The organism is Streptomyces sp. NPDC017890 (genome assembly GCF_044328675.1).
GTDB lineage: Bacteria > Actinomycetota > Actinomycetes > Streptomycetales > Streptomycetaceae > Streptomyces.
The window spans coordinates 47,357-61,453 of the sequence record NZ_JBIRHU010000023.1; the positions used below are offsets into that span (position 1 = coordinate 47,357).

The window sequence follows — 14,097 nt, forward strand, 5'->3', positions numbered from 1 at the left end:
CTCCCGGATCACTTGATCCGGGGCTCCGGCTCCTCGTCCTCCTCGTCGGGCAGCTTCACGTCGCTCACCGCGATGTTGACCTCGACGACCTCCAGGCCGGTCATCCGCTCCACCGCCGCGACCACGTTCTCCCGCACGTCCCGGGCGACGTCCGCGATGGCCACGCCGTAGTCGACGACGATCTCCAGATCGAGCGCGGTCTGCTTCTCGCCGACCTCCGCCTTCACCCCGCGCGTGACCCCTGACCTGGTCCCGCCGGGCACCCGGTCGCGCACGGCGCCGAAGGTGCGCGACATCCCGCTGCCCATGGCGTGCACACCGACGACGTCGCGTGCGGCCATCCCGGTGATCTTCTCCACGACGCCGTCGGCGATGGTGGTCCGCCCTCTGGTCCCGGGGTCTCCACCGCCCCGCCTAATCGTCTGGGCCTTGACCGTCCCAGAGGTCTCGATCGTTTCCTGCCCGGCCCGGTGGCTCTCCGTGTCGCTCATCGTCGTACGTCCCTTTCGGTCGTAGTCCTGTGACCACGGTAGGTGGGGTCGCGGCGGTGCGCGCCGTGGATACGGCAGGCTGGAGGAATGACCACGGCGGACGAGTGGACGCGGACGGTGCGGGAGCGGCTGGGGCTCGGCAGGCTGCTGCCGCTGGGAGGGCCGCGGGACGGCGCGTGGATCGCCGAGCGTGCGGCACGGGAGGTACTGCTGGCCGCGGCCCGGGGTGTGACGGGTGTGCGTCCCGGCGGCCTGCGCATCGCGCCCGCAGGCCCGGAGGGCGCGGGCGAACCGGTCGTACCGTCGCCGCCCGGCGCCCTGTCGCCCGGCCCGCTGCGGGTGACGGCCGACTTCGCGGCGACCGTCGAGGGCGCGGCGGCGCCGGCCGAGCCGCTGCCGGTGACGGCCGCCCGGCTGCGTGCGGCACTCGCGGCAGCGGCGACGCGGGGGCTCGGTCTGACGGTGACCGACGTGGACCTGCGGGCGACGGCCTTGCTGGACGCGGCCACCGGACCGGGGCCGGACCCGGATCCCGGGCGCGAGCCGCGGCACCCTCCGGCCGTTGTGCCTGGGGACGGCGACGAGGGCCGTGCGGCCGGCGCCGCGCTGGCGGTACCGGGCGTGGCCCGGCTGACGGCGACGCTGGGCCGTCCGGTCCACGTCACGGAGGTGCCGCTGGGGCCGGCCCTGCCGCGTCGCCATGTGCGGGTGGAGCTGGCCGTCGACGCGGACCACCGGGCCGTGGAGGTGGCCCGGCGGGTCCGTGCCGCGGTGGCCGAGGCCCTGCCGGACCGCCCGTCGGTGGCGGTACTGGTGACGGAAGTCGGCTGAGCGGGCCGGCTCTGGACCGTTCCCGGGCTCGGACCGGCGGATCGACGCGGTGGGCCGCAACGCGCCGAGCGGATGGCGGCCACGCCGTTCGCCCTCCTGCACGGGTCGGCGCCGGCGGGCCACCGGCCGCCCGTCGGCCGCGGCGCCGGTGACGGCCGTCGCGGTCCGCGCCCGGATTACTCCCCGAGCCCGGCCAGGTCGCGCAGCCGGCGTCCCTGCGCGGCCCGCTCGGCGGCGCGCTGGGCCTCGTAGTCCCGGCTCCGGGCGCCCTGGAGGAGCGCCTTGGTCTCGATGACCGCGTCGCGCGGTGCGGCCAGGACCGCCGATGCCAGGTCGTGCACGGCAGCGTCGAGCTGGTCCGCGGGCACGGCGAGGTTGGCCAGCCCGGTGTTCACCGCCTCCTCGGCCGTGACGAAGCGGCCCGTCGCACAGATCTCCAGTGCGCGGGCGTAGCCGACCAGGGACACCAGGGGGTGCGTGCCCGTCAGGTCCGGTACGAGGCCGAGGCTGGTCTCGCGCATGGCGAACTGCACGTCGTCGGCGACGACCCGCAGGTCACAGGCGAGGGCCAGCTGGAAGCCCGCCCCGATGGCGTGTCCCTGCACGGCGGCGACCGACAGGATGTCGCTGCGCCGCCACCAGGTGAACGCCTCCTGGTACTCGGCGATGGTCGCGTCGAGCTCGGTGTCGCCGCCCCGTGCGAGGTCGATGAACGACGGTTCGCCGTCGAAGCCCTCGGGCGTGAACGCCTGCCGGTCGAGCCCGGCCGAGAAGGACTTGCCCTCGGCCCGCAGCACCACGACCCGGACGGAGCCCGGCAGCAGCCGGCCGGCCTCGGTGAGCGCCCGCCACAGGGCGGGGCTCTGCGCGTTGCGCTTGGCCGGGTTGGTCAGCGTCACCGTGGCGATCGCGTCGTCGACGGTGAGCCGCACGCCGTCCTTGTCGAGCGCGGGAGCGGGGTCGTGGGCGGGCGAAGCCATGGGGCGCCTCCGGAAGGTGCGGTCGTCGTCTCCGCCGTGCGCCGGCTTGAGCGCCGTACGACGGCAGAGCTAAGTGACTGCACAGTAACCACCCGGACGGTCTGACGACCGACCGGGTGACCACCTTCACTTTCGGAGCCGAGGGGTCGCCCGGGACGTCAGGCCGATGTGGCCTTTTTGCCCCGGGTAGCCCCGCCACGCCCTCGCAGCGTGACACCCGACTCACTGAGCATGCGGTGCACGAAGCCATACGAGCGGCCGGTTTCCTCGGCCAACGCCCGGATGCTCGCACCGGCGTCGTACTTCTTCTTCAGGTCTGCCGCGAGCTTGTCGCGCGCGGCGCCGGTCACCCGGCTGCCCTTCTTCAGAGTCTCGGCCACCCGTGCCTCCTCATGGGAAGTGCGCTCTGGTCTCCTCATGATCACCCCTTCAGGGCTTCATGGCCACCCATTCGGCAAGGTCGATGAGACAAGGTTGTGACGACAGGAGCGAGTCCCCACATACGGAATCCCTTATTCCAGAGGATCGCGCCCGTACGGCCGAACGGGTTTTTCCGCGAAGCACCAGGTCAGAACGGTGTCGCGGCCGGGCCCCCGGCAATGGGGGCCCGGCCGCGAAATCGATGTAGGACACACCTCGTGATGAGGAGATCTCACACAGATGGTGGATCGTGGATCGGCCGAATGATCCATACCCAGTGGATCATCCGTTCGATCAAGCCAGGGCGACGAGGTCCGCGTAGTCGGCGCCCCACAGGTCCTCGACGCCGTCCGGAAGCAGGATGATCCGTTCCGGCTGGAGCGCCTCGACAGCGCCCTCGTCGTGGGTGACCAGGACGACCGCGCCCTTGTAGGTGCGCAGGGCACCGAGGATCTCCTCGCGGCTGGCGGGGTCGAGGTTGTTGGTCGGTTCGTCGAGGAGCAGCACGTTCGCCGAGGACACGACGAGGGTGGCCAGCGCGAGGCGGGTCTTCTCACCGCCGGACAGGACGCCGGCCGGCTTGTCGACGTCGTCGCCGGAGAACAGGAACGAGCCCAGCGTCTTGCGGACCTCGACGAGGTCGAGGTCGGGGTTGGCCGAGCGCATGTTCTCCAGGACGGTGCGCTCGGGGTCGAGGGTCTCGTGCTCCTGCGCGTAGTAGCCGAGCTTGAGGCCGTGGCCCTCGACGACCCGGCCGGTGTCGGGCTTCTCGACGCCGCCGAGGAGCCGCAGCAGGGTGGTCTTGCCGGCGCCGTTGAGGCCGAGGATGACGACCCGGGAGCCCTTGTCGATGGCCAGGTCGACGTCGGTGAAGATCTCCAGGGAGCCGTACGACTTGGACAGGCCCTCGGCGGTCAGCGGGGTCCTGCCGCAGGGCGCCGGCTCGGGGAAGCGGAGCTTGGCGACCTTGTCGGACTTCCGCTCCGCCTCCAGACCGGCCAGCAGCTTGTCCGCGCGGCGGGCCATGTTCTGCGCGGCGACGGTCTTGGTGGCCTTGGCGCGCATCTTGTCGGCCTGCGAGTGCAGCGCGGAGGCCTTCTTCTCCGCGTTCTGCCGCTCGCGCTTGCGGCGCTTCTCGTCGGCCTCGCGCTGCTGCTGGTAGAGCTTCCAGCCCATGTTGTAGACGTCGATCTGGGAGCGGTTGGCGTCCAGGTAGAACACCTTGTTGACGACCGTCTCGACCAGGTCGACGTCGTGGGAGATCACGATGAAGCCGCCGCGGTAGGTCCTGAGGTAGTCGCGCAGCCAGACGATCGAGTCGGCGTCGAGGTGGTTGGTCGGCTCGTCGAGCAGCAGGGTGTCCGCGTCCGAGAACAGGATCCGGGCCAGCTCGATACGGCGGCGCTGGCCGCCGGAGAGCGTGTGCAGGGGCTGGCCGAGCACCCGGTCGGGCAGGTTGAGCGCGGCGGCGATGGTGGCGGCCTCGGCCTCGGCGGCGTATCCGCCCTTGGTGAGGAACTCCGTCTCCTGGCGCTCGTACTGCTTGAGCGCCTTCTCACGGGTGGTGCCCTGGCCGTTGGCGATGCGCTGCTCGTTCTCGCGCATCTTGCGGATCAGGACGTCCAGGCCGCGCGCGGACAGGACGCGGTCGCGGGCGAGCACGTCGAGGTCCCCGGTGCGCGGGTCCTGCGGGAGGTAGCCGACCTCACCGGAGCGGGTGACGGCGCCTGCGGCGGGCTGGCCCTCGCCTGCGAGGACCTTGGTGAGGGTGGTCTTGCCGGCGCCGTTGCGGCCGACCAGGCCGATGCGGTCGCCCTTGGCGATGCGGAAGGTGGCGCTTTCGATGAGGACGCGGGCACCGGCGCGCAGCTCGATGCCGGAGGCGGAGATCACGGTCAGACTCCTGGGCGGGTGGTTGGCGGGATGGGCGGCGAGGGAGGTGCCGCGCGCAGCGCGCCGTTGAAAGGGTGGTGGCGGGCGACGGGCGGGCGTTCCCGCCGTCTAATGCGCGAGGAGAATGGCCATGGGGGCCAGTCTAACGGGGCCGTGCAAACGCTTTTCACGGGTTCCGGTGTCCGGCGGTCGCTTGTTCGGGGCTCCGGTGTTCGGGAGCGCGGGTCAGGGCCGTTGTCAGTGGGCGGTGCAAGACTGGGCGCCAGGGCTGAATCCGGTGATTTTTCCGGGCTTCGGGATCTTCGCGGCGTTCGGCCTCCGGCACCGGCTGACACCGGCTCGCACCGGTTCACAAGGGAGTGATCGGCATGGCAGGCATGGACGGCGACCGCCCGAGCGTCTACCCGACGCTGCTGTACGCGGACGCCAAGGCGGCGGTCCGGCAGCTCACCCAGGCCTTCGGCTTCAGGGAACTGGCCGTGTACGAGGGCGAGGACGGTTCGGTGGCCCACGCCGAGCTGGCCCAGGGCAACGGCGGGGTCATGCTCGGCTCGAAGGGCACGGGCAGCCGCTTCGACGAGGCGATGAAGAACGCCGGCACGACGGGGGTGTACGTCGTGGTGGAGGACGTCGACGCCCATCACCGGCGGGCCGTGGAACACGGCGCGGAGATCCTGATGCCGCCCACGGACCAGGACTACGGCTCGCGGGACTACATGGCCCGGGACCGGGAGGGCAACATCTGGAGCTTCGGGACGTACGCGCCGGAGATCCGCGGGTAGCCTCCGGCGGATCGGCGGGCGGGGCCGAGCGGTGCGGGTGCGCCACGGACCGCGTGCCGGCGCGTCCTGTCGGCAGAGCCGGGGTGGCGGGACCGCGGTGGGGTTGTCCGCCCACCGCGCCCGGGCGTGGTCAGCTGCCTCCGGTGTGGACCTGGAAGGCCGCCCTGCGTACGGCCTTGGCCAGGGCGGGGTCGGGGTGTGCGGCGGCCAGGGCGACCAGCACCTGCACGGTGCGGGGGTGGCCGACGGCCCGGACCTCGTCCAGCAGGGCCGGGACGGTGGGCTGCACGGCGGACTCCAGGTGCCTGACGAGCAGCGGGGCCTCGCCGTGGTCCGCGACGGCGGCCGCGGTGTCGACCCACAGCCACGTGGCCTCCTGGCGGGTGAGGACCTCGTGGGCGTCCTCGGGGTCGGCGCCGTCGTGCTCGGCCAGCCACAGCAGGGCGTAGGGCCGCAGCGTCGGCTCGTCGAGGACGGCGCGGACGTCGGGCTCGGCGGGGGCGCCGACGACGCGCAGCGCGTCGAAGGCGAGGCCGCGCAGCAGGGCGTCCTCACCGCGGGCGCCGCCGAGCAGTTCGGCGACGGCGCTGCCGACGGGGCGCGCGGCGAGCCAGGCCCGGTACTCGGCGCGGGCGGCGTTGGGGCGGAGCTGGGCGCAGCCGCGGAGCATGTCCTCGGCCGACTGCTCGATGTTGCCGGCGGGGCTCTGCGCGGCGACGCAGATCTGCTCCAGCTTGACCCACACCGCCCAGCTGCCGAGCGGGGTGAGCGTGGCGTGTCCGTCGCCGCAGGTGAGGGCGCCGACGGAGGCGAGGGCGTGCAGGGCCCAGTCGAGGAGGGGGGCGAGCGGGGTGTCGGCGGTGGCGTCCGGGAGCGGCACGGCCCCGGCCGTCTGCGGCGTTCCGGGCTCGAGACGGGGGCCGTAGGGGACCTCGCAGCGCTCGGTGCGCAGCTCGGTGACGCGCTGCTCCAGCAGGTCCAGGAGCTGCGCCACCGGGACGGGCCCGGCGGACAGCTGGAGGAAGGAAAGTATCTGGGGCATGGCGGAGATGACCTCGGCCACGGCGGCCGGCTCCTGCCCGGCGGGCTCGGGGTGGGCCAGTGACCAGGCGTCGAAGAGGGCGACCCAGCCGCGCAGTACGGCGCTGTCGTCGCGGTTCCAGGCGCGCAGCCGCCAGCCGGGGCGGGCGCTGCCGCCGTGCACCTCGACCAGTCCGGCGAGACGGGCGGTGTCCCAGTCGGCGCGGACCTTGGCCTCCGTCAGGCCCAGTTCCCGGGCCGCGTGGCCGGCGGTCGCGTCGGAGAGGGTGGCCTTGCCGTCGGCGGTCGCGCTGCCCCGGCCGGGGCCGAGGGCGGTGTCGGCCCAGCGGGCGACACGGGCCGCGTCGGCCAGACCGGAGCGCGCCATTCTGGCCAGCTCCGACCGGGCCGGTGTGCCCTCCGGGGGTCGCGGCGCGGCGCGGCGCGGACGCCGCTGGTTCATCGCTGGAGGGGCGGCGGCCAGGGGTCGCGGGCGGACGAGTCGAAGCCTGGAGTCGCGCGGGATACGGGACGTCACGGGTGCAGTCTTCCGGTTGACGGTCCGAAAACCCAAACGGAATGCCGCGACCGACGCCGGGGACGGCGGACGCGCGGGTCCGGCGCGCCGTCCGGGGTCAGAACAGGCCAGCGGTACGGCGCTAAACGGAACCGGAGGCACCGCGGCGGAGCGTGGGTGCGGCGGGGCGGCTCGGCGGGGTCACACCAGGGGGGTCATGAAGCGGCGCAGGGTCTCTTCGTAGTCGTCGGGGTCGGCGTTCCACATGGCGCCGTGCGGGGCGCCCTCGACCGTGTGCAGGGCGACCATGCGCGGGTGTGTGTCGGCGAGGCGGCGGGACAGCCGCCAGGGGGCCACCGTGTCGCCGGGGCCGTGGAAGATCAGGGTCGGGACCGCCGGGCGGTGGAGGCCGGCGGTGCCGGCGTCATGGTCGGCGCGCAGCCCGGCGCGGCCCTGGGCGGCGCGGACGGCGAGCGGCAGGAGCGCGCCCGGTGTGCGGCGGGCGGCGGCCAGGGCACGCAGGGTGGTCTCCCAGCTGAGCACCGGGGAGTCGAGGACGAGTCCCGCGATGCGCTCGCGCACGCCGGAGAGCGCGGCGGTGCGCAGGGCCATGGCGGCGCCGGTGGACCAGCCGAGCAGGACGACCTGGCGGGCGCCGTGGCCGAGGGCGTAGCGGACGGCCGCGTCCACGTCGCGCCACTCGGTCTCGCCGAAGTGGTGCAGGCCGTCCGGCGAGGGCGGGGCGCCGACGTCGCCGCGGTACGCGAGGGCGAGCACCGGGACGTTCCGGCGGCGCAGGGGCGTCATCAGGTTCATGGCGTGTTCGCGGGTCGCGCCCAGGCCGTGCACGGCGATGATCCAGGTCGGGCGGGCACCGGGCAGGAACCAGGCCGGGAGGGGGCCGAGTTCGCCGGGGACCTCGACGTCGGCGTGGTCGAGGTCGAGGGCGGCGCCCGGATCGCCGACGTACAGGTTCGGGGTGAACCACGCCCGGTCGCCGGCCGTGAGGGTGCCGTGCGTGACGCGTTCGAGGCGGCGTACGACGGTGTCGGCACCGTGCTCGGCCGTGCCGAGGACCGGGCCGACCACCGCGTGCGAGCCGTCACCGGCGAGGCCGTACCGGCCGGGGCGCAGCGCTGCGAGATCCCGGGTGAGGGTGATCTGCCCGGCGGCGGTGCCGTGCACGGTGAGCCGGGGTTCGGTGGGCAGGGGCCGGCCGGGGGATGCCTTGAGCGCGACGTCGGCGGCGAGCCGGCCGGCGACGACGCTCGCCGCTCCGGCCGCCAGGGCTGCGGTGACGGCGGCGGCCGTTGCTGTGACAGTGCGCATGGGGCCAGTCTCCTGGTGGAGTCCTCGGGCGGCCAGTGGGCGGGCGACGGGGGGTGACGAGCCCCGCCGGGGGCCGCCGGCACGGCCGGGAGCCATGAGTCGGTCCTGCTGCCGATACCCGCGAAGCCGCGGGGTACGCGCCGCATCGGAACACCGGAGGCGGGTTCCGAACCGGAACGGGGAGGGCCGGAGGCCGGAGCCCGGAGCCCGGAGCCCGGAGCCCGGAGCCCGGAGCCCGGAGCCCGGAGCCCGGAGCCGGGGCCCGAAGCCCGGAGCCGGGGGCCCAGAGCCCGGAGCCGGGGCCCGAAGCCCGGAGAGCCCGAAGCCCAGAGCCCGGAGCCGGGACCCGGAGGCCGAAGCCCGGAGAGTCCGCAGGCCGAAGAGCCCGGAGGCCGGGAGAGGCGAGGGCCGCAGCGGCTGAGGGCCTGTGGTCCGTGGCCCCTGAGGCCGCGCGCGGGCAGCCGTTCGGCGGCCGGTGCTCGCGCGGGGTCCTCGGCCCGGGCCCGGCGCCCGGGACGGCCGCCCCGGCGCTGCCGGGGTGGTCGCGGCAGGAGGCGCCGTTCGTCAGCCCCGCTGCCCGTAGCCCCGGAGCCGTTCCGTCACCTCGGCCAGTTGGTGATCCGTCAGCAGTGACGGTGTGCGGCCCGGCAGCGAGGAGGCCGTCAGCCAGAGGTGGCACATCCACTCCAGCTGGGCCGTGCGGTCGTACGCCTGGTCCAGGGAGGCGCCGTAGGTGATCGTGCCGTGGTTCTGGAGGAGGCAGCCGGTGCGGTCGGTGAGGGCGTCGAGCATGTTGCGGGCCAGTTCGCCGGTGCCGTAGGTCGCGTAGGGGGCGACCCGGACCGGGCCGCCGAGCGCGGCGGTCATGTAGTGGACCGGCGGGAGCTCGGGGACGAGGACCGAGACCGCCGTCGCGTGCACGGCGTGGGTGTGGACCACGGCCCGGGCGTCGGTGGCGCGGTACACGGCGAGGTGCATGGGCAGTTCGCTGGTGGGCGCCAGCGTGCCGAGCACCTGCCGCCCGTCCAGGTCGACGCCGGTCATGTCGTCCGGGGCCAGACGGTCGTAGGGGACACCCGTGGGAGTGACCAGCACCGTGTCGTCGACGCGCACCGAGACGTTGCCGGAGGTGCCGACCACCAGCCCGTCCGCCACTGTCCGCCGGGCTGTCGCGACGAGCGCCTCCCAGGCCGCCTCCCTGGCCCGTTCCTCGTCGCCGCGCACCTCTGTGACCCGCGAATACGTCACATTCACCGTCTCCTTCCGGGCCTCGTGAGCCCCCCGCCGCACCGCCGCCGACCGGCCTCGCGGCGATCCTGCCAGGCACGTCTCCGGAGAGCATCGGACCGGGCACACAGAGGGAGGCGGCGGCACCGGTTCCGGTCACCGTGACGCCCTGCCGAGTTCATCTTCCGTTCACTCTGGTTACCTACGTTCGTCCAGCCAATGACCTCGAACGATTGCCTGGGTAAATGGAAAGCTTCTCGCTGATCCTCGCGATTGTGGTGGTAACCGCACTCGCGTTCGATTTCACGAACGGTTTCCACGACACCGCGAACGCGATGGCAACGACCATTTCGACCGGTGCGCTCAAGCCCAAGGTGGCGGTGGCGATGTCCGCCGTCCTCAACCTTGTCGGCGCCTTCCTCTCGGTGGAGGTCGCCAACACGATCTCCAAGGGTCTCGTCGACGAGACCGGCATCCGTCCCGAGGTCATCTTCGCCGCCCTGGTCGGCGCGATCCTCTGGAACCTGCTGACCTGGCTGGTCGGGCTCCCCTCCAGCTCCTCGCACGCCCTGATGGGCGGCCTGATCGGTGCCGCGGTCGCCTCGGCGGGCGTCGGCGCGGTCAACGGCGACGCGCTCGTCACCAAGGTACTGATCCCGGCGATCGCCGCCCCGATCGTCGCGGGCGTCGCGGCGCTGCTCGGCGCACGGCTGACGTACAAGCTCGGCCGCAAGGCCGACGGCAAGGCCGCCGCGAAGGGCTACCGCGCCGGGCAGATCGCCTCCGCCGGGCTGGTCTCACTGGCCCACGGCACCAACGACGCGCAGAAGACGATGGGCATCATCACCCTCGCCCTGGTCGCCGGCGGCTCCCTCGCCCCCGACTCCGACCCGCCCCTGTGGGTCATCCTCTCCGCGGGCGTCGCCATCGCGCTCGGCACCTACCTCGGCGGCTGGCGCATCATCCGCACCATGGGCAAGGGCCTGACCGACCTTCAGCCGCAGCAGGGCTTCGCCGCCCAGACCAGTGCCGCCACGGTCATCCTGGCCTCCTCCCACCTCGGCTTCTCCCTCTCCACCACCCACTCCGTCTCCGGCGCGGTGATGGGGGCGGGCCTCGGCCGCAAGGGCGGCGTGGTGCGCTGGTCCACGGCCACCCGGATGTTCGTCGCCTGGGGTCTGACCCTGCCGGCCGCGGCCCTGGTCGCCGCGATCGCCGAGTGGGTCTGCGGCCTGGGTGACTGGGGCACCGCCCTCGTCGCGGTCTTCCTGATCGCGTCCAGCGCCGCCATCTGGAAGATCTCCCGGCGCGAGGTCGTCGACCACACCAACGTCGTCGCCGAGCCCGAGCCGTCCGGTGTGGTGACCACGGCGATGGCCGCCGTGTCCCCGCCCCCGGCGGGCGTGACCGAGGACCTGGCGGCCGCCGCCCCGTCCTCCGCGTCCGACTCCAAGGCCCCGTCGGCCACCACCACCGTCTGAGCCCGCGCCCCGGGTACGAAGGAAGCGAACCTCCATGAGCATCGACTGGGCAGCTCTCGGCTCCGTCTTCGGGGTCAGCCTCGTGGCCACCGTGGTCCTGGTGGGCCTGTTCACCCTCGGCATCACCGGCCTCTCCCGCCAGGAGCGGGCCGCCGCGCAGGGCGGCTCCGCGACCCTCGCGGTCACCGGCGCGTACGCGTGCTTCGCGGCCTGCGCGGCGGCGGTGGCGTACGGGATCTATCTGATCGTCGCCTGACCCACGAGCATCATCTGGCTCCACGAGCATCACCTGACCCACGAGCATCACCTGGCTCCACGGGCATCACCTGACCCATGAATCTCACCTGGTGCCGTGAGCGCCACTGACCCATGGCGCCACTGACCCATGGCGCCACTGACCCATGGCGCCACTGGTCCCATGAGCGCCACCTGACCCGTGAGCTCAACCGGGCCCATGAGACCCACCTGACCCACCTGACCCACGAGCGTCGTGCGACCCGTGTACGTCACCTGACCACGAACGTCGCACGGCTCTCGGCGCGCAACCTGAGGCGGGGGGGGGGGGGGGGGGGGCCCGCCCCCCCCCCCCCCCCCCCGCCCCCCCCCCCCCCCCCACCCGCGCGGCTGGGGGGGGGCCACCCCACCCCCCCGGCCCCAACCTGGGACGCTCCGCGCCACCACTGGCCGCGGGGCGCGCTGGGGGGGGGGGGGCCCCACAACCGACAAGCCCTGCGCCCCGCGCGGGGCCCCCGGCGCGGGCCTCTCGTATGTCCCGGCAGTCCCTCGCCTCAGTCGCGCAGCAGGTCCGGCACCCCGGCCGCGTCCGGCTCGTCCCGCTCGCAGGAGACGACCGTCAGCTGCTGGGTGGCCCGGGTCAGGGCGACGTACAGCACGCGCAGCCCGGCGGGCGACTCGTCGGCGATCTCGGCCGGGGAGACGACGACCGTGGCGTCGTACTCCAGGCCCTTGGCCTCCAGGCTGCCCAGCGCCACCACGCGGTCGCCGAGCCCGGCCAGCCAGCGCCGGGCCTCCTCGCGGCGGTTCATGGCGACCACGACGCCTACGGTGCCGTCGACGAGGTCCAGCAGCCGGGCCGCCTCCGCCCGGGCCGACTCGGCGAGGGAGTCCCGTACCACCGCGAAACGCGGCTCCACGCCCGTCGAGCGCACCGCCGTCGGGGACTGGGAGCCGGGCATGGCGAGGGCGAGCACCTTGGCCGCCAGCTCGGCGATCTCCGCCGGGTTGCGGTAGTTGACGGTCAGCTCGAAGCGGCGGCGCGGGCGGGTGCCCAGGGCCTCGTCGCGGGCCGCCGCCGCCTCGTCGGGGTCGGACCAGGACGACTGGGCCGGGTCGCCGACGACCGTCCACGTGGCGTGCCGGCCGCGGCGGCCCACCATCCGCCACTGCATCGGGGTGAGGTCCTGGGCCTCGTCGACGATGACGTGCGCGTACTCGGTGCGTTCCTGCGCGAGGCGCTCGGCCCGCTCCCACTGGGTCTCCTCGCGCTGCGGCATCAGCTCGTCCAGGCCCGTGAGCTGGTCCAGCGGGTCCAGCTCACGCCGCTTGCGGGGGCGGGCCGGGGTACCGACGATCGCCTGGAGCTCGTCGAGCAGGGCGATGTCGTGCACGGAGTGGCCCTCGCGGCGCAGCGAACGGGCCACCTTGCGGACCTCGCCCGGGTTGAGCACGCGCCGCGCCCAGCGGCCCAGCCTCCGCTCGTCCGCCATGGCCGCCAGCACGGCGCCCGGGGTGAGCTCCGGCCACCAGGCGTCGAGGAAGGCGGTGAAGGAGTCCTCGGAGCTGACGTCCTCGTCGAAGGAGGAACGCAGTTCGGCGGCGAGCTCGGGGTCGCTGTGCCGGGTTCCGGCGCCCGACTTGGCGTACAGGGCGTCCAGGAGCAGCCGGCGGGCGCGGGGGCGCAGCAGGTTGACGGGGGCGGTGCCGCCGAGGACGGTGCGGCGGATGCCGGCCAGTTCCTCCGCCTCCAGTTCGAGGCGGCGGCCGAAGGCGACGACCCGCAGCAGGGTCGGCGAGTCGCTCGGCTCCAGCGCCCCCCGCGCGGCCCGGCGCAGCACCCTGAGCATCCGGGAGGAGCCCTTGGCGCGTGCGGTGGCCGGGGAGTCGTACAGCGTGGCCCCGGCGCCGTCGACCAGCGAGCCGATCGCGCGGATGGCGACCTGCCCCTCCTCGCCGAGGGAGGGCAGCACGCCCTCGGTGTACGCCACCAGGAGCGGGGTCGGCGAGACGATGAGGATGCCGCCCGCGTACCGGCGCCGGTCCTGGTAGAGCAGGTAGGCGGCCCGGTGCAGGGCGACGGCGGTCTTGCCGGTGCCGGGGCCGCCCTCGACGTAGGTCACGGAGGCGGCGGGGGCGCGGATCACCAGGTCCTGCTCGGCCTGGATGGAGGCCACGATGTCCCGCATGGAGTGCGTACGGGCCTGGCCGAGGGCGGCCATCAGGGCGCCGTCGCCGACGACGGCCAGCTCCTCGCCGTCCAGGCGGGCCGTGATCTCGGGCCGCATGAGGTCGTCCTCGACGCCGAGGACGCGCCGCCCCTTGGAGCGGATCACCCGGCGGCGCACGACCCGGCCCGGATCGACCGGCGTGGACCGGTAGAAGGGGGCCGCGGCGGGCGCCCGCCAGTCGATGACCAGCGGGGCGTAGTCCTCGTCCAGGACGCCGATGCGGCCGATGTGCAGGGTCTCGGCGATGTCGGCGGTGTGGTCGGGCCGCAGGGCGCCCTCGGCGGGCTCGACGGCCGTGTACGCGCCGTCCGGGCCCTTCTTGCCGTCCTTGCCGAGGAGCAGGTCGATGCGGCCGAAGAGGAAGTCCTCGAACTCGTTGTTCAGGCGGTTGAGGTGGATGCCGGCCCGGAAGACCTGCGCGTCGCGCTCGGCCAGCGCGCCGGGCGTGCCGACGTGGCCGCGCTGCGCGGCGTCGTGCATGAGGAACTCGGCCTCGTCGATCTTCTCCTCGAGGCGGCGGTACACCCGGTCCAGGTGTGCCTGTTCCACGCTGATCTCTCGGTCCCGTACGGAGTCGTGCGCGGCTTGTGCCGCGGCGCCGTGAATCGAGTCGACCGCTGAGTCCTGCTGAGCCTGTGCGGCCACCGGGCCCCCTTCTGAC

The 14,097-nt window shown here is 74.0% G+C and carries 12 protein-coding genes; 4 read left to right on the forward strand and 8 right to left on the reverse strand.

From position 1 onward, the window contains the following. Window positions 1-8: 8 nt before the first annotated feature. Window positions 9-491, reverse strand: coding sequence for an Asp23/Gls24 family envelope stress response protein (locus ACH4F2_RS27600; RefSeq protein ID WP_398135449.1), 483 nt, complete (start codon window positions 489-491; stop codon window positions 9-11). An 87-nt stretch (window positions 492-578) separates the two neighbouring features. Between ACH4F2_RS27600 and ACH4F2_RS27605 the strand changes: the two genes are divergently transcribed. After that, window positions 579-1,322: a nucleopolyhedrovirus P10 family protein gene (locus tag ACH4F2_RS27605; protein ID WP_398135450.1), complete on the forward strand. Its 744-nt coding sequence runs from the start codon at window positions 579-581 to the stop codon at window positions 1,320-1,322. 176 nt (window positions 1,323-1,498) lie between these two features. Here ACH4F2_RS27605 and ACH4F2_RS27610 read toward each other — a convergent pair whose 3' ends face one another. The 3 genes from ACH4F2_RS27610 to ACH4F2_RS27620 all read right to left on the reverse strand — a co-directional run bounded on the left by ACH4F2_RS27610 (window position 1,499) and on the right by ACH4F2_RS27620 (window position 4,615). After that, window positions 1,499-2,302 carry an enoyl-CoA hydratase/isomerase family protein gene (locus ACH4F2_RS27610; protein ID WP_398135451.1) on the reverse strand — a complete coding sequence of 268 codons (804 nt, stop codon included), beginning with the start codon at window positions 2,300-2,302 and terminating at the stop codon, window positions 1,499-1,501. 158 nt (window positions 2,303-2,460) lie between these two features. Beyond that, window positions 2,461-2,682 carry a helix-turn-helix domain-containing protein gene (locus ACH4F2_RS27615; RefSeq protein ID WP_003976983.1) on the reverse strand — a complete coding sequence of 74 codons (222 nt, stop codon included), beginning with the start codon at window positions 2,680-2,682 and terminating at the stop codon, window positions 2,461-2,463. Window positions 2,683-3,016: 334 nt separating this feature from the next. Continuing rightward, the gene (locus ACH4F2_RS27620; RefSeq protein ID WP_398135452.1) at window positions 3,017-4,615 is read right to left on the reverse strand and encodes an ABC-F family ATP-binding cassette domain-containing protein; all 1,599 of its coding nucleotides are present in this window, start codon (window positions 4,613-4,615) and stop codon (window positions 3,017-3,019) included. Window positions 4,616-4,983: 368 nt separating this feature from the next. Between ACH4F2_RS27620 and ACH4F2_RS27625 the strand changes: the two genes are divergently transcribed. Beyond that, window positions 4,984-5,397, forward strand: coding sequence for a VOC family protein (locus ACH4F2_RS27625; protein WP_398135453.1), 414 nt, complete (start codon window positions 4,984-4,986; stop codon window positions 5,395-5,397). A gap of 130 nt (window positions 5,398-5,527) precedes the next feature. On the opposite strand, the gene ACH4F2_RS27630 is transcribed toward ACH4F2_RS27625, so the two are convergent. From ACH4F2_RS27630 to ACH4F2_RS27640, 3 genes are all read right to left on the reverse strand, one after another. Next, window positions 5,528-6,955, reverse strand: coding sequence for a hypothetical protein (locus tag ACH4F2_RS27630; protein WP_398135454.1), 1,428 nt, complete (start codon window positions 6,953-6,955; stop codon window positions 5,528-5,530). A 180-nt stretch (window positions 6,956-7,135) separates the two neighbouring features. Next, complete coding sequence (locus tag ACH4F2_RS27635) at window positions 7,136-8,263, reverse strand: alpha/beta hydrolase (protein ID WP_398135455.1); 1,128 nt, start codon at window positions 8,261-8,263, stop codon at window positions 7,136-7,138. A 564-nt stretch (window positions 8,264-8,827) separates the two neighbouring features. Beyond that, window positions 8,828-9,511: a class II aldolase/adducin family protein gene (locus tag ACH4F2_RS27640; RefSeq protein ID WP_398135456.1), complete on the reverse strand. Its 684-nt coding sequence runs from the start codon at window positions 9,509-9,511 to the stop codon at window positions 8,828-8,830. A gap of 224 nt (window positions 9,512-9,735) precedes the next feature. On the opposite strand from ACH4F2_RS27640, the gene ACH4F2_RS27645 reads away from it, so the two are divergent. Both ACH4F2_RS27645 and ACH4F2_RS27650 read left to right on the forward strand, forming a co-directional pair. Beyond that, complete coding sequence (locus ACH4F2_RS27645) at window positions 9,736-10,971, forward strand: anion permease (protein ID WP_398135457.1); 1,236 nt, start codon at window positions 9,736-9,738, stop codon at window positions 10,969-10,971. A gap of 34 nt (window positions 10,972-11,005) precedes the next feature. After that, a complete protein-coding gene (locus ACH4F2_RS27650; RefSeq protein ID WP_398135458.1) occupies window positions 11,006-11,227 on the forward strand; it encodes a hypothetical protein in 222 nt (73 codons plus the stop codon). Window positions 11,228-11,759: 532 nt separating this feature from the next. Here ACH4F2_RS27650 and ACH4F2_RS27655 read toward each other — a convergent pair. Continuing rightward, window positions 11,760-14,081, reverse strand: a complete 2,322-nt coding sequence (locus ACH4F2_RS27655) for a HelD family protein (protein ID WP_398135459.1) — start codon at window positions 14,079-14,081, stop codon at window positions 11,760-11,762. Window positions 14,082-14,097: the final 16 nt, after the last annotated feature.

Coding starts and splice junctions, on each gene's coding strand:
- ACH4F2_RS27600 (WP_398135449.1), bottom strand. CDS start 491: ATGAGCGACACGGAGAGCCACCGGGCCGGGCAGGAAACGATCGAGACC.
- ACH4F2_RS27605 (WP_398135450.1), top strand. CDS start 579: ATGACCACGGCGGACGAGTGGACGCGGACGGTGCGGGAGCGGCTGGGG.
- ACH4F2_RS27610 (WP_398135451.1), bottom strand. CDS start 2,302: ATGGCTTCGCCCGCCCACGACCCCGCTCCCGCGCTCGACAAGGACGGC.
- ACH4F2_RS27625 (WP_398135453.1), top strand. CDS start 4,984: ATGGCAGGCATGGACGGCGACCGCCCGAGCGTCTACCCGACGCTGCTG.
- ACH4F2_RS27635 (WP_398135455.1), bottom strand. CDS start 8,263: ATGCGCACTGTCACAGCAACGGCCGCCGCCGTCACCGCAGCCCTGGCG.
- ACH4F2_RS27645 (WP_398135457.1), top strand. CDS start 9,736: ATGGAAAGCTTCTCGCTGATCCTCGCGATTGTGGTGGTAACCGCACTC.
- ACH4F2_RS27650 (WP_398135458.1), top strand. CDS start 11,006: ATGAGCATCGACTGGGCAGCTCTCGGCTCCGTCTTCGGGGTCAGCCTC.